This is a genomic window from Agrobacterium sp. a22-2, from assembly GCF_012276985.1.
Classification (GTDB): Bacteria; Pseudomonadota; Alphaproteobacteria; order Rhizobiales; family Rhizobiaceae; genus Allorhizobium.
The window spans coordinates 63239-86110 of the sequence record NZ_JAAXMM010000003.1 but is presented as its reverse complement, the minus strand read 5'-3'; the positions used below and the strand labels follow the sequence as shown (position 1 = coordinate 86110).

Genomic DNA, 22872 nt, shown 5'->3' with positions numbered 1-22872 from the left:
CCATGACGGGCGCGATCGTAAGCCTCCTTGATCCAGATCCCGTCCGGCGGCTGCGGCTGCGGGTTCGCGGCTGCGTGCAAGGCGTCGGCTTTCGCCCCTTCGCCTACCAGCTTGCCCACAAGATGCAGCTCTCGGGCTTCGTCCTCAACGACAATACCGGCGTTCTGATCGAGATCGAGGGCGCCTCGGCTCGCCGCTTTGTCGAGGCGATGTACGGTGACGCCCCGCCGCTGGCGCGCATCGACGCGGTCGACATTATCGAGCTGCCAGCGGCGGGTGGAGAACGCTTCGAAATCCTCGAAAGCCTTAGCGGACAGTCCGCGACGCGGATTGGCGCCGATGCCGCCACCTGCGAAGAATGTCAGCGGGAACTGACGGATCCCGCAAGCCGTTTCTTTGCATATCCCTTCGTCAACTGCACCCATTGCGGCCCGCGCTTCACCATCACGCGGGCCCTTCCCTATGACCGCGCCCAGACCTCGATGGCGCCCTTCGAGATGTGTCCGGCCTGCAGCGCGGACTACCGCGATCCCGACAATCGCCGCTTTCATGCCGAGCCGGTCGCCTGTCCCGCTTGCGGGCCGGCGCTCAGCCATCCGATCGATGCCATCGCCACGGCCCTCTGTCGCGGCGAGATCGTTGCCCTCAAGGGCATCGGCGGCTTCCACCTTTTGTGCGACGCCCGCAACGATGCCGCGATCATCCGCCTGCGTGAACGAAAAGGGCGCGACCAGAAGCCGTTTGCGGTGATGGTCAGGACCACCGCGGCCGCCCGCATGCTGGCAGGCGTCACCGCGCAGCAGGCAGACCTGCTCGAAAGCCCCGCGCATCCTGTCGTGCTGTGCGAGGCGCGCGATGCCGTATCCCGCCTTGTCGCCCCCGGCCTGAAACGGATCGGCGTGATGCTCGCCTATGCCCCGGTGCACCACGTCTTGCTCGATGCCCTGACCGAAATGATACCCGAATGTCCCGCCGCGCTGGTTGCCACCAGCGCCAATCCGGGAGGCGAACCGCTCTGCGCCGACAATGAGGACGCACGGCGGCGGCTGGCCGGCATCGCCGATCTCATCGTCACGCACAACCGGGACATTGCCGTTCGCGCCGACGATTCGGTCATGCAGGTGATCGACGGCGCGCCGGCCTTTCTGCGGCGGGCACGCGGCCTCGTGCCGGAACCGGTCGATCTCGGCGAAGACGGCCCTTCGGTGATCGCCCTGGGCGCGGACCTCAAGAACACAATCTGCATCACCCGCGGCCGCGAGGCTTTTCTCTCGCAGCATGTCGGCGGTCTCGACAATGCCGAGACGATCCGATTCCTGAACGAGACGATCACCCATCTCTGTTCCATCCTCGATGTCCGGCCGGATTATGCCGCCTGCGACCTGCATCCGGATTTCCGCTCGGTGCGGATCGCCGAAGGCCTCGGCCTGCCGCTGGTGCGGGTCCAGCATCACCTGGCCCATATCGCGGCGGTCACCGCCGAATATCGGATCTCCGGTCCCGTCATCGGTCTGGCGCTGGACGGCCATGGCTATGGTGCCGACGGCGGCATCTGGGGCGGTGAAATGCTGCTGGTGGATGGTCATACCTGGCGGCGCTCCGGTTCGCTCAAGGCATTGCCCCTGTCCGGCGGCGACAAGGCCGCGAGCGAGCCTTGGCGCATGGGCGTGGCTGCACTCCACATGGCCGGGCGCGCCGATCTTGTCGACCTGCTCTGGCCGGGGCACCAAGGCGTTGCGAGACTGACCGCCATGCTCGATCGCGGCATGCAGCCGCCGCGCACATCGAGCCTCGGCCGGCTCTTCGATGCCGCCGCCGCCATTGCCGGCGTCCGCCTGGAGCAGAGCTATGAGGGGCAGGCGGCGATGGAGTTTGAAGCGCTTGTCGAGGCCCCGAAGGGCCTCTCCGGCGGGTTCCGGATCGACGGCGGCATGCTCGATTTCCGTGCCCTGCTTGTCCACATGGCCGAAAACCGGCTGGCAGGCTCGGCAGCCGCCGATCTGTTCCACGGTACCCTGATCGCCGGCCTGGCCGCATGGGCGGCGGCGCAGGCAGAGGCGAACGGCATTAACCGCATCGCCCTTGGCGGCGGCTGCATGATGAACCGCGTTCTGGCGGAAGGCCTCGCCAATGCCCTTCGCGCACGCGGCCTGAAGCCCTTTCTGCCATCCAGGGTTCCGGCCAATGACGGCGGCATTGCCCTTGGCCAGGCGGCCTTTGCCCGTCAGATCATCCGATACAATGCCGCCGAAGTGAAGGAGAGTCTCATATGTGTCTAGCCATTCCCGTCCAGGTGAAGGAAGTGCTGCCCGACAACATGGCCAAGGTGACGCTCGACGGCGTGTCGAAGATCATTTCGACCGCGCTTGTCGATGATGTCCAGCCGGGCGACTACCTCGTGCTTCACGTCGGCTATGCGCTGGCGAAGATCGATCCGGAGGAGGCCGAGAGAACACTCGAACTCCTCCGGCAGGCCGCTTTGGGAGATGCCGCATGAAATACATCGACGAATATCGCGACGGGCGCGTCGCCAAGGACATCGCCCGGCAGATCACGGCGGCGGCAGATCCCGCCCGCTCCTACCATTTCATGGAGTTCTGCGGCGGCCACACCCATGCGATCTCCCGCTACGGGCTTGAAGACCTGCTGCCGCCGAACGTGCGGATGATCCACGGGCCGGGCTGTCCGGTCTGCGTGCTGCCGATCGGTCGCATCGATGCGGCGATCGCGCTGGCCATGCGGCCGGAAATCACGCTGTGCACCTATGGCGACCTGATGCGGGTGCCGGGCTCCAACGGCACAAGCCTGCTCAAGGCGAAGGCCGCCGGCGCAGACATCCGCATGGTCTATTCGACGCTTGATGCGCTCAAGATCGCCGAAGCCGAGCCGGATCGCAACGTCGTCTTCTTCGCCATCGGCTTTGAGACGACGACGCCGCCGACAGCACTGGCGCTGCGCTTCTCCATCCAGAAGGATCTGAAGAATTTCTCGATCTTCTGCAACCACGTGCTGACGCCTGCCGCCATCCAGAACATTCTGGAAAGCCCGGATGTCCGCAAGCTCGGGACCGTCAAGATCGACGGTTTCATCGGCCCGGCCCATGTCTCGACCGTTATCGGCACCGAGCCTTATGAATTCTTCGCCGAGGAATTCCAGAAGCCCGTGGTCGTCGCCGGCTTCGAGCCGCTCGACGTCATCCAGGCGATCCTGATGCTCGTCCATCAGGTCAATGACGGCCGGCACGAAGTCGAGAACCAGTATATCCGCGCGGTGACCGCCCTTGGCAACGAAAGGGCGCAGGCCGAGGTCGCGACTTTCTTCGAGCTGCGCGAGAGCTTCGAATGGCGCGGGCTTGGCGAAGTGCCCTATGGCGCGCTGCGCCTGCGGCCGGAATTCGCTGAATACGATGCGGAAAAGCGCTTTGCGATGGTCACTCCTGCGTCGAAGGACAATCCGGCTTGCGACTGTGGTGCCATCCTGCGCGGCGTCAAGAAGCCCGCCGACTGCAAGCTGTTCGGCACGGCCTGTACGCCCGACACCCCGATGGGCTCCTGCATGGTGTCGAGCGAGGGTGCCTGTGCGGCCCACTGGACCTATGGCCGCTTTCGCGAGCATGCCAAGAGTGCCGAACCCGGAAAGGCCGTCGCATGAACGTGATCGTGAAACCCCACAAGCGCAAGCTCGATATCAGGAACGGCCGTGTCGACATGTCCCACGGCGCCGGCGGTCGGGCGATGGGCCTGTTGATCGAGAGCATTTTTCACAAGGCGTTCGACAATGACTGGCTGCGGGCCGGCAACGACCAGTCGGCCTTTGTGGTCGAGGCCGGCCGCATGGTGATGACGACGGATGGTTATGTCGTCTCGCCGCTGTTCTTTCCGGGCGGCAATATCGGCACGCTTGCCGTGCACGGCACGATCAACGACATTGCCATGGCCGGCGCCCGGCCTCTCTATCTGTCGGCAAGCTTCATCATCGAGGAGGGCTTTCCGCTGGCCGATCTCGACCGGATCGCGCACAGCATGGGCGAGGCCTCGCGCGAGGCCGGCGTGCCGATCATCACCGGCGATACCAAGGTGGTCGAGCGCGGCAAGGCCGACGGCGTGTTCATTTCCACAGCCGGCGTCGGCGTGGTCCCGGCCGGGCTTGACCTGCGCTCGAACGCGGCACGTCCCGGCGACGCGGTGATCGTCTCCGGTTCGATCGGCGACCACGGCGTCGCTGTCATGTCGAAGCGCGAGAACCTCGAATTCGAAACCGACATTGTCTCAGACAGTGCCGCCCTGCACGGGCTCGTCGCGGCCATGGTGGCGGCGGGCGGCGGACATATCCGGCTGATGCGTGATCCGACGCGCGGCGGGATCGCCGCCACCCTGAACGAGATCGCCAGCCAGTCGGGTGTCGGTTTCCGCATCGACGAAGAGGCGATCCCCCTCAAGCCGGAAGTAGCCGCTGCCTGCGAGTTCCTCGGTCTCGATCCGCTGAATGTCGCCAACGAGGGCAAACTGGTGGCGATCGTCGCACCGGAGGGTGCCGAGAGCATTCTGGCGGCCATGCAGGCCCATCCACTTGGCCGGGACGCCGCCTTGATCGGCCATGCCGTTGAGGATCCGAACGGCTTCGTGCAGATGACCACCAGCTTCGGCGGCGGGCGGATCGTCGACTGGCTGTCGGGCGAACAGCTCCCGCGGATCTGTTGAGCCCCGCCATGCGCATTCTGCTCGTCTGTCACAGCTTCAACTCGCTCTCGCAGCGCCTGCATGTCGATCTCCGGCAGGCCGGTCACGAGGTGTCGGTGGAGCTCGACATTCATGACGACCTGACGCGCGAAGCGGTCGCGCTGTTTGCACCGGACCTGATCATCGCCCCCTTCCTCAAGCGGGCACTGCCGGAAGACGTGTGGCGCAAGACACTCTGCCTGATCGTCCATCCCGGCATTCGCGGCGACAAGGGACCAAGCGCGCTTGACCGGGCGATCCTGCGCGGCGAGCAAGACTGGGGCGTCACGCTGATCGAGGCGCGCGAGGAGATGGATGCCGGCCCCGTCTGGGCCTGGCGGGAATTTCCGATGCGACAGGCCCGCAAGTCGAGCCTCTATCGCCACGAGGTGACCGAAGCGGCGGTCGCCTGCGTCATGGAAGCGATCGCGCGCATGGCCGGCGGCGACGCCCAGCCGCTGATGCAAGCCAACAGGGGCAAAGGCCGGGTAGAGCCTGCTTGCAGCGTGGCCGACCGCCTTGTCGACCCGACCCGATTGACGGCGGAAGAAGCGCTGACGATTATCCGCGCATCGGATGGCGACCCAGGTGCCGGGATGACGATCGCTGGACATGTCTACAAGGCCTTCGATGCCGAAGTCGCGCCAGGCCTCTCGGGCCAGCCGGGGGAGCTTCTGGGGCGCTCCCGCCAATCGGTGGCAATCGCCTGTCGTGAGGGCGCGCTGTGGATCGGCCATCTCCGGGACAAAGTCGCACGGACGCCCAAGCTGCCGGCGCTCCGCCTGCTCGGCGCCGCTGCGAAAGACCTCCCCCTTTTGCAGAGGCCAGATCCCTACCGGTACCACGAAGACGGCGGCGTCGGATTTCTCGAATTCGAATTCTACAACGGTGCGATGTCGACCGAAGACTGCGAGACGATGCGGACCGCCGTCCAGGCCGCAAAGGCCCGCAAGTGCCCGGTCCTGGTGCTACAAAGCGGCGCGGATTGCTGGTCGAACGGCATCCATCTCGGCCTGATCGAGACGGCGGACAGTCCGGCGGACGAATCCTGGCGCAACATCGAGGCGATGAACGATCTGGTGCGCGAGATCATCACCTGCGACGACCGCATCGTGATTGCCGGCGTGCTTGGCAATGCGGGTGCCGGCGGCGTATTTTTATCGCTTGCGGCCGACGAAGTCTGGATGCGCGAGGGCATCATCCTCAATCCGCACTATAAGGACATGGGCAATCTCTACGGCTCCGAATACTGGACCTATCTCCTGCCCGCCCGCCTTGGCGAGGCGCGGGCCCGCCGTGTCACCCAGGCGCGATTGCCGATGGGCGTGAAGGAAGCGCTGGATCTGGGTCTCGCCAGCCGCATGCTGCCGGGCGACGTCGATGCTGCACACGCCGAACTGCGCTCTGCCGCCACAGCATTGGCAGCACAGCCGGACATTGGCGAACGCATTTCGGACAAGCGAATGAAACGACAGAGGGACGAAGCGCAGAAGCCACTGGCCGTCTATCGCCAGGAAGAGCTGCAGCGCATGCGGCGCAACTTCTATGGCTTCGATCCGAGCTACCACGTGGCCCGCTACAATTTCATTCGCAAAGTGCCGAAATCCCGAACGCCCGTGACGCTTGCGATCCACCGCGCCAGCGGCTGGCCGGATCAGCAAACGGGAGGAGCAAGATCATGAGCAACAGCCATGCAACCGTTCTCGTCGTCGACGACGAGGTCCGCTCCATCGAGGCGATCCAGCGGGTTCTGTCCGACGAGTTCGAGGTGATCGGTGCGCGCAACGCCAGGGAGGCCGAGGCGGTGCTGGAGGGCGAACTGGTGCAGGTCATTCTCTGCGACCAGCGCATGCCCGGCGAATCCGGCGTCGACTTCCTGAAGCGGGTCCGCGAGCTCTGGCCGGATACCATCCGCATCATCATTTCAGGTTACACCGACAGCGACGACATTATCGAAGGCGTCAACAATGCCGGCATCTTCCAGTACATCACCAAGCCGTGGAGCCCGGAAAAGCTGATCGATTGCGTGCGCGAAAGCGCCAATCTCTGGCGGCTGCAGCACGAGGCGGGCGATGTGCGGGTCGAGGTCAAGCCGGCAGCCGAAATGTTGCAGAAGGTCGTCAGCGACAGAAGGCGCAGCGAACAGCAGCTGTTCGGCTTCGACCGGATCATCCACACGGAAGATAGTCCGCTGATTTCGTCCATTACGCTCGCCAAGAGGGCGGCGCGGTATGACGTATCGGTGCTGATCACCGGCGCCTCGGGCACCGGCAAGGAGCTGCTGGCCCGCGCCGTCCACCACGGATCCGGCCGCGCCGACCGCCCCTTCGTGGTGGAAAACTGCGGTGCCCTGCCCGACGACCTGCTGGAGAGCGAGCTCTTCGGCTGCAAGAAGGGCGCCTATACCGGCGCCTACCAGGACCGCATCGGCCTGTTCGAACTCGCCGACAGCGGCACCATCTTCCTCGACGAGATCGGCGAAACCTCCCCCGCCTTCCAGGTCAAGCTGCTACGCGTTCTCCAGGAGGGCGAAATCCGTCCGCTCGGCGCGCAACGGCCGCGCAAGGTCAATGTCCGGGTCATCTCGGCGACCAATCGCGATCTCCTGGCAGAGGTTGCCGCCGGTCGGTTCCGCCGCGATCTCTATTACCGGCTGGCCGCCTTTCCGATCCACATGCCGTCGCTGAAGGAACGCTCGAACGACATTCCGTCCATCGCCGCCCGCTTCCTGACCCAGATCAACCAGGCCTTCAATCGGCAGGTCGCAGGCTTTCATCCGAAAACGCTCGATCTGATGACAGCCTACGGCTGGCCGGGAAATGTGCGGGAACTGCAGAACGAGATCCAGCGCATGGTCGTGCTGTCGGATGGCAGCCAAGCTCTGGAGCCAGGCCTGCTGTCGCCGGAGATCCGCAACGGTGGCGACGGCCGCCTCGGCAATCGGACCAGCGCCCCGCGCCAGCTCAAGGATATCGTCGCAGAGATCGAAAAGGCGGAGATCGAGGCATGCCTTGAGCGCCATGGCGGCAATATCAGTCATACCGCGGAAGAATTGGGCTTGTCCCGCGTCGGCCTGCGTAGCAAGATCGAACGCTACGACCTGCGGCGCTACCCAGATGACACGACTGAGTGATACGGCCGGGCGCACCGGTGAAGACCTGATCAGCAAGATCTCCGTCTCGGGCCTGCTCGAACTCGACGGCGACGGTGAATCCGTGTGGGTCGATGTCATTCGCCGCATGGACGAAGTCTATTCCGAACTGCTGCGCAACGAGACCGATCTCGAGCGCAAGAATGCCGAGCTTGAGGAAGCACAGACCTTCATCTCGAGCGTCATTGCCTCGGTCTCCGACATCCTGATTGCCTGCAGCAGCGATGGCGTCATCAAGAAAGCCAATCCGGCCTTTCTCACCTTGCTCGGCATGAGTGAAAGCGATGTCATCGGCAGCCGCATTTTCGATTATGTGTTGCCGGAGGACCGCAAGGAGGCCGAGCGGCTGGCGAGCGCCGGGCAACAGGGTCGCGTGCTGGAGGGCGACCTGCGCTTCCGCACCGCCGACGGCCGGGAAGAATGCCTGGCCATGCGTTGCGCAACGCTCTTTGACGGGCGCCGACGGCGCTTCGGGGCCGTGCTGACAGGCCGGCCGATCAGTGAATTGCGGCAGGCCTATCAGGCGCTGCATCTGGCGCATCGCGAATTGCAGCAGGCCCAAAGACGGCTGATCGAGCAGGAAAAGATGGCAAGCCTCGGACGGCTGGTGGCGGGCGTCGCCCACGAGTTGAACAACCCGATCAGCTTCGTCTATGCCAATATCTATACGCTCGACCGTTACCGGAAGAATCTGGTTCTCTATCTGGACACCGTCCACAAGGGCGCGGATGCGCCGGAGATCGACGCGCTGCGCCAGACGCTGAAGATCGATTCGATCCTTGCCGATATCGATCCGCTGCTGGAAGGCACGATCGAAGGTGCCGACCGCATCAGCGACATCGTCAAGAACCTGCGGCGGCTGTCGTTCAGCAAGACGGCCGAGCGCCAGCCCGTGGATCTCGACCGCCTGCTGCGCAATGCAGCGCATCTGGCGATCCGGGCCAAGAACTCGCTTGCCGACGTGACCATCGACAGTACCCCCGGATTGATCATCAATGCCCATGAAGGCCAGATCCACCAGGTCGTGGTCAACCTGATCGACAATGCGCTGGATGCCATCGCCCGATGTGCGAACCCAAAAGTCCGCATCACCGCCGCCCGTCTGGAATCCGCCATCGAAATCCGCATTGCAGACAATGGGCCCGGCATTGCCGAAAGCGATATGGGGAAAATCTTCGAACCGTTCTTCACCACGAAATCCGTCGGTGAGGGCACCGGGCTTGGCCTCTGGATCAGCTTTTCGATCGTCGAGGATTACGGCGGCACGATCACGGCACACAATAGCGACGCCGGTGGCGCCGAATTCCGCGTGATGCTGCCGCTGGATGGCTAGAGCTGACCAAGACAGTCCATCGCAATGCTGCTGGATCGAACCGAAGTGACGGCCACGGCGTTCCAGCTAATCAGCGCAGGTTCCGAGTATAGGCGCCATCAAGCTGACATGTGTGTCGATCCGCTCAAGCACTTTCTCGGGGATCGCGGCGCGTTCCGGCAGTGTCCACCAATACTGATTGACGAGCTCGACAACGTTGACGACCGCCTTGAGCACCGCGGGTTCCGGCAACCGCGCACGATGGGCAAAGGCCTTCCATCGTTGTGCGCCAAGAGCCTTGAACGAACGCTCTCCGGCAAGCGATAGGGCCATGGTGTCAGCCGGGATATAGGGGACCGTCGAGAGCACGTCATAGATGGGCGCGAGCGCCGGCTTGTCGCCAGCGCCACGGTAGATCACCGACCAATTCTTGAGATGCATGTCGCCATTGCCGGTGATGGCAGCCAGGGCCAGTCGGCGCACGAATTCGAGCGCTGCAACAGGGGATATGGCTACGCCCAAGGCAGCGGCTATATCATGATATGCAGCGCCCTCGTATTTCCTTGAAGGATAGACCCCGAACACCTGGGCGAAATCCTCGATATGGATGCGCTCGCCACCAGCTCCGCGATCGAAGCGCTTGACGAGCAGAACCTTGCCGTCAGACAGCGTGGTGAACTCCTCCGGGATCCCTTCAAATTCGGATTGATCCACAAGCTCACGTTCAGGCACCTCCATGCCGATCGCAGCAGCCAGAGCGAGGTTGGCATATTCGTTTTCCGAAACACCAGGAAAAGATGCCGATGGGAACTTGGCGATGTACGAACCCTGCTCATCCCCAAGCGGCAGTGTCAGACCGCCACCCCTGCCGGTATTCTTGATGACGGAGAGCTTCATCTGCACACCGGCAAGCGAAAACCGGGCTTTCGGTTTGGACTTTGACGCATCGTCGACAACAGCGATTGTCCCCTCGCTCGGGACGACACGGACGGCACCCGGCAGATCCGAACCGAGCGCAGCCAACAGATCGAAATCGTTGCCAGCCCGTACGCTGCCCCCGTGGTGTTTCTCCATCGCCTCGCGCAACTTATCCTCGGGAAGCAAGTTGGCGAAGAAGGCCGGCAAAGCTCTGGAGACAGGCTTGGGATCCTTGCGCAATCCTCCCGTCGCCGCTCGAAAAGAAAGGCTGAGAACGGGAAACCCACCCGCCGCCCGATAGGCGTCATCGAAACTGAATGCGTTGAAATCGCCAGGCGTCCTGACAATCGTGCCGACCTTCAGATCGTTCAACAGCACGTCAAGTGACGAAATGGTCTTGGGACTATGAAGCCTCTCAGCCATCGGTGTCATCTTCAGGACTGGAGACAAAGGCGGGCAAATCATCGTCCTCATGGGGGCGCAGCAGCGCGTCAACAGCTGGGACCATCGACTGCGGGATCAGCATTAGCTCCAGCCCGAGTGCTCGCGCGATATTGATCAAGGTTGTTGCCCGCGCTGCGGCGCTTCCCGTCTCGATATCGCGGTAGCGGGGGCGCGATATTCCCGCCATGTCGGCAACCTGCTCCTGGGTCATTGCCAAGGCGAGACGTGCCGCCTTCAAAAGACGGCCGATTTCGAGCAAAGCGCTGGACTCAGATTTCATTGGATACCTGTACATATCATTTCTGATTGTTTTGATACGTATAGATATCATATCAGACTCCCTCGTCAAGAGAAAGAAACGAAAACGAATCATTTGGAGAAAAATGATCTGTTTTCGTATTTGTCATATTTGGGCAGCGGTGCGGGCGAGAACAGGGTGGGCTGCAGACCGAGGCCAGCGAGCCGCTCCGGCGGGGCGCTCTCCAGAAACAGGCCTGCAGCCATTCGGAAAGCGCCCCGCCGGATGCAACAACAGCACGAACACTTCCTCGCGACGCTGCTCACGCTCGCGCATATCGTCCTCGATGAGTGTAACCGCCGATGAACCCGCACTCGTCACGGAGCCAGCCGAATACCCACTTGGCCGTATGGGCGCTGGTCACGCGGCATCTTAACGTCGTCGTCAAGCCACCGATTAATGGTCGCATGGTCGCGACGAACGCGTCGAGTCTTCTGGACGAGGTTGACGAGATCCGGTTCAATAGAGCAAGGTTTGGCATAGGTCTTGATGGTCGTCTTGGCTAGCTCGACGAGAGAGCAGGCAACGCCTAGATGTCCCTCGAACTCTGATAAATGTGGCAACTGGTCTTTAATGATCGACAGATAAGATTTTCGAGGAATGATGCCTTACATCATCCAGATGCTGGATCACAATCCGGACCTGCTGCGGAGCGCTGCGGAAATGCAGCAGGAAATGCAGGCGCATTACAACGTGCCCTGCCCACCTTACGACGATGTTCTGAAAGGGTTGGCGGAACGACCGGAAGCTGCGGAAATCATCGTAGCGACCGATCATCAGCTCGTTATCGGATTCGCCGCCTTCAGCGCCATCTATCCCGGCCCATACCTGCAAGCTGGCCTTTTCCTGAAAGAGCTATATGTGCGCAGCGCCTATCGCGGCCGTGGAATAGGTCAGGAAATGCTCGCCCACCTCGCACGCTTGGCAAGAGATCGCGGACTGTCGCGGATCGACTGGACCGCCGATGCCAACGATGAGCGCCTGCTGCGTTTCTATGACAGCATTGGCGGACAGCAAAAACATGACAAGATCTTCTATCGGCTGGATGGCGATGCCCTGAAGCGTATGGCCTCCTGACGTCAGGATGATCCCGATCTAATCTTTCGTTGAACGGGCTTCTTCAAGCAGCCATTGTTCAAAAAGACGCATCGACTGGCTTGTGGGAATGTTGCCCGGCTTGGTGAACCAGTATCCATGGTCGCTCCGGTAGCGCAGCCCTCCGGGATTGACGAGGCGGCCGGCAGCAAGTTCATCGACAATCAGGCCATGCGGGATCAGCGCCATGCCCTGCCCTGCCAATGCCGCGCGGATAACCATCGTATAATAGCCGAAACGCATCGTGTGGCGAACCTCCAGCCCGAGCAATCCATTCGCCTGCACGAACAACGGCCAATGGAACGGAGTCTGTGGATGCTCCAGCATGACACCCCGCGCTACGGCTTCGATGGTTGCGGGATCTCCAAGCTTTTCCCAGTAGGATGCGGCGCTGACAAGACGAATGTCATTGCCGAAGAGATATGTACCCTCCTCATCCGGTGCCGGGGTCACGAGAAAACGTACGCTTCCATCGGGAATTTCCGTCTGCGTCTTTGAAACGAAGGTCGTAAACTGCACTTCGATTTCGGGATGGGCCTCAGTGAATTGAACAAAGCGCGGCAGAAGCCAGCGATCACCGAAGATCGGTGGCACTTGAAGACGAAGAACCCGCGGCCCCGGCTTGAGGCGAGCGACTTTTAGGGCTGCATCCTCCATTGCCTTGATCGCCGTGCGGGCATGCTCGATGTAAATGGCGCCCAACTCGGTTGGAACCATGCCGTTCGGCGTGCGCTGGAAAGCCGGGCCTCCGATGAGTTCTTCCAATCCGATCAATTGCTTGCTGACAGCGCTTTGCGACAGCGCGAGCGGCTCTGCGGCAGCACTCGTCGAGCCGCGCTCGCCCACAGCCAGCAGAACCTGAAGCGCCGTCATGGATGGAAATTGCTTGCGGCCAGACATATTCACCTCGCCCGTTCAGTCGTTTTCAGACTAAGCATCCAAGGCATGATTGGCTAGTCGTTTTTGTCATAGGCCAAGGAATTAACTTCGCTTGCCTTAATTGGCGGCGAATAAGACCATTGCCTCAATATTAAACATAAAAGGGAACAATCATGTCGGAGCCGACCCAGCTCTGGGGTGGACGCTTCAAGTCCGGCCCCTCGGAAGCGCTTGCCAATCTTTCACGCTCGCACCCCTCTTACTTTCGGCTTTACCGCGAAGATCTCGCCGGTTCGCGAGCCCATGCCTCCGAGCTGAAACGTGCAGGCGTGCTGGACGAAGCAGAATTCATCAAAATCCGTGAAACGCTCGACCATATCGAGACAGACGTTGCCACCGGGAGTGAAAAGCCGATCGCATCGGATGAAGACATTCACACCTTCCTCGAGCGCCTGTTGATGCAGCGTCTGGGTGTGCTGGGTGGCAAGCTGCGCGCCGGCCGCTCGCGCAACGACCAGACTTCCAACAATACCCGCCTTTATCTGCGCCGCATGGCGCGGGAGTTGTCGCGCGGCATTGTCGAAATAGAGCTGGCGCTGGTCTCGCAGGCCTCCCGGCATACCGAAACGGTGATGCCCGGCTTCACCCATCTGCAACCCGCACAGCCTGTCGTGCTGGGCCATCATCTCATGGCGCATGCACAGAGCCTGCTGCGCGACCTGGAGCGTCTCGAGGATTTCGATCGGCGCTTCGACCGTTCGCCGCTAGGTGCCGCCGCACTGGCCGGTTCCGGCATCGCCTGCCGCCCGGATCTGTCGGCGGTCGAACTTGGCTACGCCGCGGCCTGCGAAAACTCCATCGACGCCGTTTCGGCCCGCGATCATGTGGCCGAATTCCTGTTCATTTGCTCACTGGTCACCATCAGCCTGTCTCGCCTTGCGGAAGAAATCTGCATCTGGAGTTCGAAGCAGTTCAGCTGGGTCAGGTTGCACGATTCCTACTCGACCGGCTCCTCCATCATGCCGCAGAAGAAGAATCCCGACATTGCCGAACTGACCCGCGGCATGAGCGGCACGCTGATCGGCAACATTGCCGGGTTCCTGGCAACGATGAAGGGCATGCCGCTCGCCTATAACCGCGATCTCGCCGAAGACAAGCGGGCACTCTTTGAGAGTATCGATGTTCTCGAACTCATCCTGCCCGCTTTCGCCGGCATGGTGGAAACGCTGGAATTCGATGTCGCGAAATTGCGCGAAGAAGCGCCGAAGGGCTTCACGCTGGCAACGGAAGTGGCAGACTGGCTGGTATCCCAGAACGTGCCGTTCGCGCAGGCTCATGACATTACCGGCGCCGTCGTGCGTTATTGCGAAGAGCACGGCCATGATCTTGCCGGTCTGAGTGAGGAAGACCTGCCCCGTATCGACGCCCGCCTTGCGCCCGCTGTTCTCAAGGCCATCACGCTGGAAGGCGCGCTTGCCAGCCGCACCGGCTTTGGCTCGACGTCACCGGCCAGGGTACGGGAACAGATCGAGCGCTTCACCGGCGCGCTGCAGGCAAGAAAGGTCTTCGCAGAGAGCACGCTGAACCTGCCGGGCAGAGTGCCCCCCTCCGAGAACGCACGAGGCGTCCGATGACCATGCCAGCACCCCAAGCGGCATCGCTCGACCAGAAATACGAGATCGCCCACCTGACGCTCGTTCCCAAGCGCCATATCGGGCGCATGGTGACCGCCGCCTTGGTTCTGGCCGCTCTTGCCGCCCTCGTCCGCGCCTTCAGCGTCGGCCAGATCGAGTGGAGCTATGTCCGCGACTTCCTCTTCGCGCCAGCCATCCTGCAGGGCCTGCAGAGCACGCTGGTGTTGACCGTGGCCGCCATGACGCTCGGCATCGTTCTTGGCGTGGTCATCGCCCTGATGCGCGTGTCGGGCAACCCGGTCCTGTCGTCCATTGCGGTGGGTTATGTCTGGATCTTCCGCGGTGCGCCAGCGCTTCTGCAACTGATGATCTGGTTCAACCTGGCGCTCATTTTTCCAACCATGGGCATTCCCGGCCTGTTCGAATTCCGCACCGTGGACATCATGACGCCGTTTGTCGCGGCCATGCTGGGGCTTGGAATTTCCCAGGGCGCTTACACGTCAGAAGTCGTCCGCAGCGGCCTTCTGTCAGTGGATAGCGGGCAGTATGAGGCCGCCCGCTCGATCGGCATGACGCAGATGATGATGCTGCGCCGCATCGTGCTGCCCCAGGCCATGCGCGTCATGGTGCCGCCGATCGGCAACGAGGTGATCGGCATGGTCAAGCTCACCTCGCTTGCCAGCGTCATCCAGTATTCGGAAATCCTGCACAATGCGCAGATCATCTACTTTGCCAACACCCGCGTGCTGGAACTGCTGCTGGTTGCCAGCTTCTGGTATCTCGCGGTCGTCTCCGTCCTCTCGGTCGTCCAGCATTATATCGAGCAGTATTTCGGCCGCGGCAGCAAAGCCGTCAGCGCATCGATGTGAGGGGATGAGATGAGCAAGGATATCGTTGTAAAGGCCGTTGACGTCACCAAGCTTTATGGGACTTTCACCGCGCTCGACAAGGTCAGCCTGGAAATCGCCAAGGGTGAGGTCTGCTGTATCATCGGACCTTCCGGATCAGGCAAGAGCACATTCCTGCGCTGCATCAACCAGCTTGAGAAGATGAACTCTGGTGCGATCTGGGTGAATGACGAACTGGTCGGTTATCGCCGCGAAGGTAACAACCTGCACGAAATCAGCGATGCGGAAATGTCGCGGCAGCGCCGCCACATCGGCATGGTTTTCCAGCGGTTCAACCTGTTTCCGCACATGACCGCGCTGGAGAACATCATGGAAGGTCCGGTCCAGGTTCTGCGCGAGCCGGTGGCCGATGTCCGCAAACGGGCAGAAGACCTACTGGTCCGCGTGGGACTGGGTGACAAGGCCGGGCACTATCCCTCGCAACTGTCCGGCGGCCAGCAGCAGCGCGTGGCGATTGCCCGTGCGATGTGCATGCGCCCCGAACTGATCCTGTTCGATGAGCCCACTTCAGCGCTCGACCCGGAACTCGTCTCCGAAGTTCTGGATGTGATGAAGGATCTCGCTGCCAGCGGCATGACCATGATCGTGGTGACACATGAACTGGGCTTCGCCCGGAGCGTTGCCAATACCGTCGCCTTCATGGAGGCGGGTAAGATGGTCGAGATCGGCCCAGCATCTGAAGTTCTCAGTGCGCCGAAAAGCCCTCGCACCATCGAGTTCATCAGGGCTGTTCACAGCTGAAACCAATCGGGCCGGCCTAGCGCGGTCGGCCCACGCTTCAAGACCATCCTAATCCAATCAGGTTCAAAAAGGGGAACTCGCATGAAAACAGCTCTTATCGCGCTCACCGCACTTCTCGCCTCCACGGCGGTGTATGCCGAAGGCCTGCCGGACCGCATCAAGTCTGCTGGCAAGGTCATCGTCGCCAATCAGCCCAACTACCCGCCGATGGAATACAAGGACCCGGCCACCAATACGCTGATGGGAGTCGACATCGATCTTGGCGTGGCGCTTGCCAAGCAGCTCGGCATTACGGTCGAATGGGCGGACATCGGCTTCGAGCAGATGATCTCATCTCTTGAAACGGGCCGCGTCGATCTCATCCATAGCGGCATGAGCGACCTTCCGAAGCGCCGCGATACGCTCGACTTCGTCGATTACATGAAATCCGGCGCGCAGTTCTACACGTCCGCCGCCCGCAAGGAGGAGTTCAAGACCCCGGCCGACTTCTGCGGCAAGACGGTGGGCATGAGCCGCCGCACGTCCTTCCCGGATGAAACCGCCAAGTGGAGCGCCGCGAATTGCGAGGCCAAGGGGCTTGCCGCCATCAAGGTCGTCGGCACGGAAGGCTCGGCCGATGCACGCGCCCAGCTGAAGCAGGGCCGCCTCGATGGCGCCGTGCAGGGCTCTGAAACGCTGCCCTACCTGATGACGCTGGAGAAGGATACCTACGCCATCGTCGGCGAGCCTATCACCGCCGTTTACCAGGGCATCGCCTTCTCCAAGAAGGATCCTGCCTTGCGCGATGCCTATGCCGAGGCCTTGAAGGCCATCATGGCCTCCGACGAATACAAGGCGGTCTTTGCAAAACACGGCCTGGAAGGAACGATGCTGGACGGCATCTACATCAACGGCGAAGCCGCAAAGTAAGCGGCAAGACCTCCATGACATACATCATCCGGCCGCGATTGCTTCGCGGCCGGCATCTCCCCCCGCGTTGGTGTTGCGGGCCTTCCCCTTATTCCAGAGTTTTCTCATGAACCGTTCTCTCGCCGACACGCCGATTGACAGGCTCGCCCGTTTCATTTCCGAGCTTGACTATGGCTCCATACCGGAAAGTGTCGTCGCCAAGACAAAAGTCCACATTGCCGATACCCTGGGCGCGGCCATCGCGGGTGCCCGCTCTCAAGAGTTTGCAAGCGCGATGCAAGCGATGCACCCGGCGGGCAGTACACAGCTTTGGGGCACAGGCCTCACCGGTTCGCCGCGTGACAGTGCCTTCATCAATGGTGTCGCAGCCCATGCCTTCGAACTCGACGACGCCGGCGGTTGCGATCATTCCGGCGCTGTCATCATGCCCGCCGTCTTTTCAGCCCTGCATGAAGTGGCACGGCCTGTGGATGGCAAGCGCATGATCACCGCTGTTGTCGCAGGCTACGATGCCGGACGCCGCATCCTTGAAGCCACCGGCGGCTATGATGCCCACAACGGCCTGGGCTGGCATTCGACCGGTACCTGCGGCACCTTTGCCGCAGCCGTCGCCGTTGCAAACCTGCTCGGCCTCGATGCCTCGACCACCCGGGACGCCATGACGCTTGCAACAAGCTTTTCCTCCGGTCTCTGGGCCTTCATCCATGATGGTTCCCAGGCAAAGAAGCTTCATGCCGGTCGCGCAGCGGAAGGCGGCCTGCTTGCAGCCTTGCTTGCCGCCAAGGGATTTGCCGGCCCCTCCCGCGTGTTCGATGACGTCTGGGGCGGCTTTTTCACCTCGTTCAACAAGTCCGCCTGCCGGCCTGAGCTCTTGTCGGAGGGGCTTGGCGATGTCTGGAAGGTCAACCGGGCGGTGCTGAAACCCTATGCGTCCTGCCGTGGCGCCCATTCCGCCGTCGACGCGCTGGAGGACCTGCTCGGAGAAACCGGCCGACTGCCGCAGGAGATCGCCCGGATCGGCCTTCGCATGAGCGACATGCTGAAGAATATGTGCGGCGCGAAGGAGGGCGGCGCCATGGCACCAACCCAGATGAGCCTGCCTTTCGCGCTTGCTGCCCGGTGTGTCTTCGGCACCGCCGGCCTTCAGGCCTATACCGAGGAGCGACGCCGACATCCGGACGTCCACGCGATGATGGAACGGATCGACATTTCCGTCGACGCATCGATGGATGCCATGGCCGAGCCGGTGGTGACCTTGACCTTCCGCGATGGCTTCATTGTCGAGCGGATGGTGCCGCGCGCCACGGGCTCTGCCGAGCGACCGATGCCGGCGATCGCCGTCGCGGCCAAATTCCGTGAACTTGCCGCGATGAGCCTGCCCGAAGACCGGGTGGAGACGCTCTGGCAAAAGCTCGACAGCCTTGAACGGATCAGGGACTGCACGGAGATCGAGGCGCAGATGACCGGCCACGCCGAAACGCTTCCCACCTTCCGATGAAAGGCAATTCCATGACCTTCGATCTGACACCACGCCCCCTCAACCCGGCAGCGAAGACGCCTGAAATGACCTGGCCGAACGGCGCCAAAAGCGCGCTGTTCATCGGCTTCGACGTGGATGCCGAGACCGCCTGGATCGGCAACAACCCATCCAATGTCGATCGCATGGTCACCACGTCGCATGGCGGTTATGATGCCCGCGTCGGCATTGCCCGGATCCTTGGCCTGATGGACGAATTGGACCTGAAAGCCACTTTCTTCACGCCTGGCTGGACGGCGCTCGCGCATCGGGCCGAATGTGAAGCCATGGTGGCAGCCGGCCACGAGATCGGTCATCACGGATACCTGCACAAGCTGCCCGATCGCGCCAGGCTCGATGAAGCCATGGAGGAAATCGACCGGGGCTTCGAGGCGCTGCAATCGGCGCTCGGGGTCCGCCCGGTCGGCTACCGTGCGCCCTCGGGCGAAAATTTCCCTGAGCTGCTCGCCTATCTCAAAAAGTCCGGCATCCGCTACTCCAGTTCCTTCCGGGACGACATCCTGCCCTACCGGCACGCCGCAAGCGGTGGCATGCCAGGCCCGGTCGAAATCCCCGTCAACTATGCCTTCGACGACTGGAATTTCGGCATGACGAGCCGCACCAGCCCGCGCCCGATCTTCGGGCGGGATATGATCCTGCCGCTTTGGATCGACGAGTTCGAGGCAACCCATGCCTGGGGCGGGGTGACGACGCTCGTGCTTCATCCGCAGGTTTCCGGCCGTCCGATGCGCTGGCACCTGCTGCGGGATTTCCTGAAGCACGTGCTTGCCAAAGGCGATGTGTGGATCGCCACCGGCAGCGAAATCACCGACCATTTCGAGGCCCAGGAAGCGGCCCGTCTGTAAACACCGCCGATCAGAAGGATATATGCCCATGGCTTTCGATGACGAAGCACTAAAGCGCCTGCGCGCACGCTATGGCGAAGGCCACGGCGGAAACATTCACGATCCCGAGTTCCGCGCCGTTGCCGACCGCATCTTTTCGGCAAGCGGCACACGCGCCGCACCCTATAGCGGCATACCGACTTTGCTCGATGCCGCCTATCGGCCGATCGATACCGTCCAGCCCGATCTTGATGATCTCGACGTCGCCCTGATCGGCGTACCGATGGACCTTGGCGTGACCAATCGGCCGGGTTCGCGCTTCGGGCCACGCGCCTTGCGATCAATCGAACGGGTCGGGCCCTACAATCACGTTCTCAAAACTGCGCCGCTGTTCGAGATGAAGGTGGCTGACATCGGCGACGTACCGTTTCGCAGCCGCTACCGGCTCGAAATGAGCCATGAGGATATCGAGGCTTATTTCAACAGGGTTGTTCAGGCGGGCGTCATCCCGCTCTCGGTCGGCGGTGACCATTCGATCACTCATCCGATCCTCAAGGCCGTCGGCCGGGACCGGCCCGTCGGCATGATCCACATCGATGCCCATTGCGACACCGGTGGCGCCTACGATCTTACCAAGTTCCACCACGGCGGCCCGTTCCGTAATGCGGTTCTCGACGGCGTTCTCGATCCCACCCGCGTGGTCCAGATCGGCATTCGCGGTGCGGCGGAGTATCTCTGGGAGTTTTCCTACGAGAGCGGCATGACCGTGATCCATGCCGAAGATCTCGGCAGGATGGGCCTTGACGCGATCATCGAAAAGGCCCGCGCAGTGGTCGGCGATGGTCCGACCTATCTGTCCTTCGATATCGACAGCCTCGATCCGGCCTTCGCGCCGGGCACCGGAACGCCGGAAATCGGCGGCCTCACCAGCCGACAGGCGCTCGACATTCTTCACGGACTGAAGGGGGTAAATTTCGTGGGCGGGGATGTGGTCGAGGTGGCCCCACAATATGACACAACCACCAATACCGCCCATGTCGGCGCCCAAATGCTGTTCGAGATCCTCAGTTTGATCCGCTTCAGCCCGGCGATTGCCTCCGGCACATAAAATTGCATTCCGGGGCTACCAACCAACGGCGAGAAAACCTGACGACCGGGTAACTTAGGCAAAAAATTGAAGCTCTTGAAAGGGGTTGAACCGGCTGCGCCTTGATCGACACCAAAGAGAGATGCGACCGTGTCGGCACCTTCTTGGCCCCCTCATAAGCCAGAACCACCGACTGCTTGAACTCCAAGCCATATCTGGACATGAAAAACCCCCGAAGGTTGATGTCCAACTTTCGGGGGTCAGTTCAGATGACGGCGGGCTTCCGACATGGAATCGGCGAAAGCCCGCCTAAGCCACATTGCCTGACCACAAACTGGACGGACCAGCCTAAAGCGTGTCGCGATCTTTCAGATTCGCTCGTCACGCTTTATCCTATTGTTTTGTCGCATGTTGTTGTCCCGAAACCGGTTCCCACTTTCGGGCAACATGCTTTAGTCTCTACGTGCGACCCGCTTGACGTAGGTCAAGGCCATGAGGCGCGGACAGGTTAAAGTGAGCCTGTTCGGGATAGGAATGTCATGAAAACAACGACACGCAGGAATGTCTTGCGCTTCTTGATCGCCCCTTTGGTGGCGTTCTCGATACTTGTCGGTTTGCCCACGGCTCATGGCGATGTTACCCAATGCATGGATATCGCGCAAACGCACTCGGCCGGGGAACCGGCATCGCAACACCATCAATCTGATGGCGCTCTTGAGGCATGCTGCAGTAGCATGTGCGTGGCGTGCCTGAGCGTGGTGGTGACTTTGGGCACTGTCATCGAAACAGAGTTTTCCAGTTCCTCCTTTGCGCTGTCTGCCGTCTGCCTGTCCGGCAGGACACCGTCTCCGGGTTTTGAACCACCGCGATCGATCGCTTGATGCAGCGTCCGCGCCAGCGGACACATAAATCCATCAGCAGCGTCGGCCTTTCCGACGCAGATCGAGAGACACATCATGTATCGTCGTCAATTTATCAAGGCGCTCGCCGCCAGTGCAGCTACCGCCTATTCCCTCTTGAACACCTCGCTAGCCGGAGGTGCGCTCGCAGCCACCACATCTCAGAACATCGTCATCGCCAAGCGGACGCTCGACGTCAACGGCAAAGCGGCCACGGTCTTCGGGTTGACAGGACCTGGCGGAAAGCCCGGCCTGGAACTCATGGCCGGCACGGACTTCAATGTCAGGCTCGCCAATGACACGGACGAAGGCACGCTTATCCATTGGCATGGCCTGACGCCGCCGTGGGATATGGATGGCGTTCCAGACAATCCGGCAGCGCTTCTGGCGGGCAAGGAAACGCGGCAATACCGCTTCCCGATCGGGAGCGGCGGAACCCATTGGATGCATGCCCACACGCTGCAAGAACAGAGCCTGCTTGCCGCGCCGCTTATTGTGCGGACGGCCGAGGATCTGGCCCGGGACGAGCAGGAGATCGTTATCCTTCTCCACGACTTCTCGTTCAAGTCGCCTGAGGAATTGCTCGCTGGGCTGAAGAGCGGCGGCTCAGACCATAGCGGAATGAACATGGGCCATCAGGGCATGATGCCTATGATGAAGAGCGGCGGGATGCCGATGAACCATCAGGGTATGGCGATGCCGGGCATGGCTGCCATGGATATCAATGACATCGAATACGACGCGTATCTTGCCAATGACAGGACGCTCGACGATCCCGAGGTCGTTCGCGTCGAGAAGGGTGGACGCGTCCGGCTGCGCATCATCAACGGCGCGACGGCAACCGCCTTCACCATCGACACGGGAGCACTCACCGGGTCGCTCATTGCGGTGGACGGACAGGACGTCGTGCCTGTCGCAGGAAGCCGCTTCCCGATTTCCATGGGCCAACGTCTCGACATACGGCTGCAGCTACCCTCCGTGCAGCAAAGTTTCCCGATCCTGGCGCTTCGGGAAGGAGCGGTCGAGCAAACCGGTGTCATCCTTGCAACCCCGGAAGCGGCGGTCACCAAGATATCGGCGAAAGCTCCCGAAACATCGCCGGTCCTTGACCTTGCCCTGGAGGCGAAGCTGCGCGCCGCCGCACCATTTGAAAGTCGGTCACCGGCCCGTCAATATGGTGCGACGCTGATGGGCGACATGGCATCCTACGCCTGGAACATCGAGACTTCGGAACCATTGAATGTAACCGCCAACGAGCGGGTGCGGATCACCATGCGCAACATGTCGATGATGTCGCACCCGATGCATCTGCATGGTCATCATTTTCAGGTTGTCGGCATCAATGGCGCCGCCTTCAGCGGGGCAGTCCGCGACACTGTCATGGTGCCGATGATGTCCGAAGTGGTTGTCGAGTTCGACGCCGACAATCCGGGGCGCTGGCCGTTCCATTGCCACCACCTGTATCACATGGCCGCTGGAATGATGTCCTTCGTCGGCTATGATGATGCACAATGAGCG

Annotated in this window: 20 protein-coding genes and 1 pseudogene; 16 read left to right on the top strand and 5 right to left on the bottom strand. The window is 61.7% G+C overall.

Going from position 1 to position 22872, the window contains the following annotated elements:
- Window positions 1-2: 2 nt before the first annotated feature.
- From hypF to HFC70_RS05830, 7 genes are read left to right on the top strand one after another with little or no spacing between them, the layout of a single operon-like run.
- Window positions 3-2279, top strand: coding sequence for a carbamoyltransferase HypF (gene hypF / locus HFC70_RS05860; protein WP_168472284.1), 2277 nt, complete (start codon window positions 3-5; stop codon window positions 2277-2279).
- Entirely contained in the window at window positions 2270-2497 is a 228-nt protein-coding gene (locus HFC70_RS05855; RefSeq protein ID WP_112829417.1) for a HypC/HybG/HupF family hydrogenase formation chaperone, read from the top strand. The genes hypF and HFC70_RS05855 overlap by 10 nt, the downstream gene beginning before the upstream one ends.
- Window positions 2494-3651, top strand: coding sequence for a hydrogenase formation protein HypD (gene hypD / locus HFC70_RS05850; RefSeq protein ID WP_168472283.1), 1158 nt, complete (start codon window positions 2494-2496; stop codon window positions 3649-3651). Before HFC70_RS05855 ends, hypD begins: the two co-directional genes overlap by 4 nt.
- Window positions 3648-4700 (top strand): hydrogenase expression/formation protein HypE, encoded by a 1053-nt coding sequence (gene hypE / locus HFC70_RS05845; RefSeq protein ID WP_168472282.1) that lies wholly within the window; start codon window positions 3648-3650, stop codon window positions 4698-4700. Before hypD ends, hypE begins: the two co-directional genes overlap by 4 nt.
- An 8-nt stretch (window positions 4701-4708) precedes the next feature.
- Entirely contained in the window at window positions 4709-6400 is a 1692-nt protein-coding gene (locus HFC70_RS05840) for an enoyl-CoA hydratase-related protein (protein ID WP_168472281.1), read from the top strand.
- Entirely contained in the window at window positions 6397-7851 is a 1455-nt protein-coding gene (locus HFC70_RS05835) for a sigma-54 dependent transcriptional regulator (RefSeq protein WP_168472280.1), read from the top strand. Before HFC70_RS05840 ends, HFC70_RS05835 begins: the two co-directional genes overlap by 4 nt.
- On the top strand, window positions 7835-9202 hold the full coding sequence (locus HFC70_RS05830) for a sensor histidine kinase (RefSeq protein WP_168472279.1): 1368 nt from the start codon (window positions 7835-7837) through the stop codon (window positions 9200-9202). The genes HFC70_RS05835 and HFC70_RS05830 overlap by 17 nt, the downstream gene beginning before the upstream one ends.
- A 66-nt stretch (window positions 9203-9268) precedes the next feature.
- On the opposite strand, the gene HFC70_RS05825 is transcribed toward HFC70_RS05830, so the two are convergent.
- The 4 genes and pseudogenes from HFC70_RS05825 to HFC70_RS26930 form a co-directional block, all read right to left on the bottom strand.
- The gene (locus HFC70_RS05825) at window positions 9269-10522 is read right to left on the bottom strand and encodes a type II toxin-antitoxin system HipA family toxin (protein ID WP_168472538.1); all 1254 of its coding nucleotides are present in this window, start codon (window positions 10520-10522) and stop codon (window positions 9269-9271) included.
- Window positions 10515-10874, bottom strand: a complete 360-nt coding sequence (locus HFC70_RS05820) for a helix-turn-helix transcriptional regulator (RefSeq protein WP_246735663.1) — start codon at window positions 10872-10874, stop codon at window positions 10515-10517. Before HFC70_RS05820 ends, HFC70_RS05825 begins: the two co-directional genes overlap by 8 nt.
- A 38-nt stretch (window positions 10875-10912) precedes the next feature.
- Window positions 10913-11047 (bottom strand): hypothetical protein, encoded by a 135-nt coding sequence (locus HFC70_RS27125; protein WP_256368912.1) that lies wholly within the window; start codon window positions 11045-11047, stop codon window positions 10913-10915.
- Window positions 11048-11057: 10 nt separating this feature from the next.
- Window positions 11058-11233, bottom strand: a pseudogene (locus HFC70_RS26930) (IS21 family transposase); the annotation flags it as partial.
- A gap of 208 nt (window positions 11234-11441) precedes the next feature.
- Between HFC70_RS26930 and HFC70_RS05815 the strand changes: the two are divergent.
- On the top strand, window positions 11442-11918 hold the full coding sequence (locus tag HFC70_RS05815; RefSeq protein ID WP_246735662.1) for a GNAT family N-acetyltransferase: 477 nt from the start codon (window positions 11442-11444) through the stop codon (window positions 11916-11918).
- An 18-nt stretch (window positions 11919-11936) separates the two neighbouring features.
- Here HFC70_RS05815 and HFC70_RS05810 read toward each other — a convergent pair whose 3' ends face one another.
- Window positions 11937-12836: a LysR substrate-binding domain-containing protein gene (locus tag HFC70_RS05810; RefSeq protein ID WP_168472278.1), complete on the bottom strand. Its 900-nt coding sequence runs from the start codon at window positions 12834-12836 to the stop codon at window positions 11937-11939.
- A gap of 152 nt (window positions 12837-12988) precedes the next feature.
- On the opposite strand from HFC70_RS05810, the gene argH reads away from it, so the two are divergent.
- From argH to HFC70_RS05765, 8 genes are all read left to right on the top strand, one after another.
- Window positions 12989-14449 carry an argininosuccinate lyase gene (argH, locus tag HFC70_RS05805; protein ID WP_168472277.1) on the top strand — a complete coding sequence of 487 codons (1461 nt, stop codon included), beginning with the start codon at window positions 12989-12991 and terminating at the stop codon, window positions 14447-14449.
- Window positions 14446-15318 (top strand): amino acid ABC transporter permease, encoded by an 873-nt coding sequence (locus tag HFC70_RS05800; protein ID WP_168472276.1) that lies wholly within the window; start codon window positions 14446-14448, stop codon window positions 15316-15318. Before argH ends, HFC70_RS05800 begins: the two co-directional genes overlap by 4 nt.
- Before the next feature lie 9 nt (window positions 15319-15327).
- Window positions 15328-16098 (top strand): amino acid ABC transporter ATP-binding protein, encoded by a 771-nt coding sequence (locus HFC70_RS05795; RefSeq protein WP_168472275.1) that lies wholly within the window; start codon window positions 15328-15330, stop codon window positions 16096-16098.
- An 81-nt stretch (window positions 16099-16179) separates the two neighbouring features.
- On the top strand, window positions 16180-17007 hold the full coding sequence (locus HFC70_RS05790; RefSeq protein ID WP_168472274.1) for an ABC transporter substrate-binding protein: 828 nt from the start codon (window positions 16180-16182) through the stop codon (window positions 17005-17007).
- Between the two features lie 106 nt (window positions 17008-17113).
- Complete coding sequence (locus HFC70_RS05785) at window positions 17114-18505, top strand: MmgE/PrpD family protein (RefSeq protein WP_168472273.1); 1392 nt, start codon at window positions 17114-17116, stop codon at window positions 18503-18505.
- An 11-nt stretch (window positions 18506-18516) separates the two neighbouring features.
- Window positions 18517-19389: a polysaccharide deacetylase gene (locus HFC70_RS05780; RefSeq protein ID WP_168472272.1), complete on the top strand. Its 873-nt coding sequence runs from the start codon at window positions 18517-18519 to the stop codon at window positions 19387-19389.
- A 28-nt stretch (window positions 19390-19417) separates the two neighbouring features.
- The gene (gene speB / locus HFC70_RS05775; RefSeq protein WP_168472271.1) at window positions 19418-20476 is read left to right on the top strand and encodes an agmatinase; all 1059 of its coding nucleotides are present in this window, start codon (window positions 19418-19420) and stop codon (window positions 20474-20476) included.
- Window positions 20477-21411: 935 nt separating this feature from the next.
- Window positions 21412-22869: a multicopper oxidase family protein gene (locus tag HFC70_RS05765; protein ID WP_168472269.1), complete on the top strand. Its 1458-nt coding sequence runs from the start codon at window positions 21412-21414 to the stop codon at window positions 22867-22869.
- Window positions 22870-22872 lie beyond the last annotated feature (3 nt).